Below are 248 nucleotides of genomic sequence, written 5' to 3' on the forward strand. Positions count from 1 at the left end.
GGATACATTACTTGTCATTGAAGATGATCCGGGTATTCAAAAACAGCTGAAATGGTGCTTTCCACAATACGAAGTAGTCATGGCTGATGACCGAAAATCGGCCATCACGGCATTACGACGGTATGAGCCCAAAGTCATTACCTTGGATCTCGGGCTTCCGCCTGATGAAGCCAATGCTTCAGAAGGGCTGGCGATACTACAGGAAATTCTGGCGTTGGCCCCCGACACGAAAATCATCGTGATCACCG

General features: G+C 48.8%; 1 protein-coding gene. It reads left to right on the forward strand.

The genetic code is table 11. The annotated features are described in order from the left end of the window. Positions 1-16 precede the first annotated feature (16 nt). Positions 17-248: response regulator (locus ACYP03_RS27340; protein WP_459782849.1), on the forward strand; the 232-nt coding region annotated here is incomplete at its 3' end.

The sequence above is a fragment of the Photobacterium sp. R1 genome, from assembly GCF_054600795.1.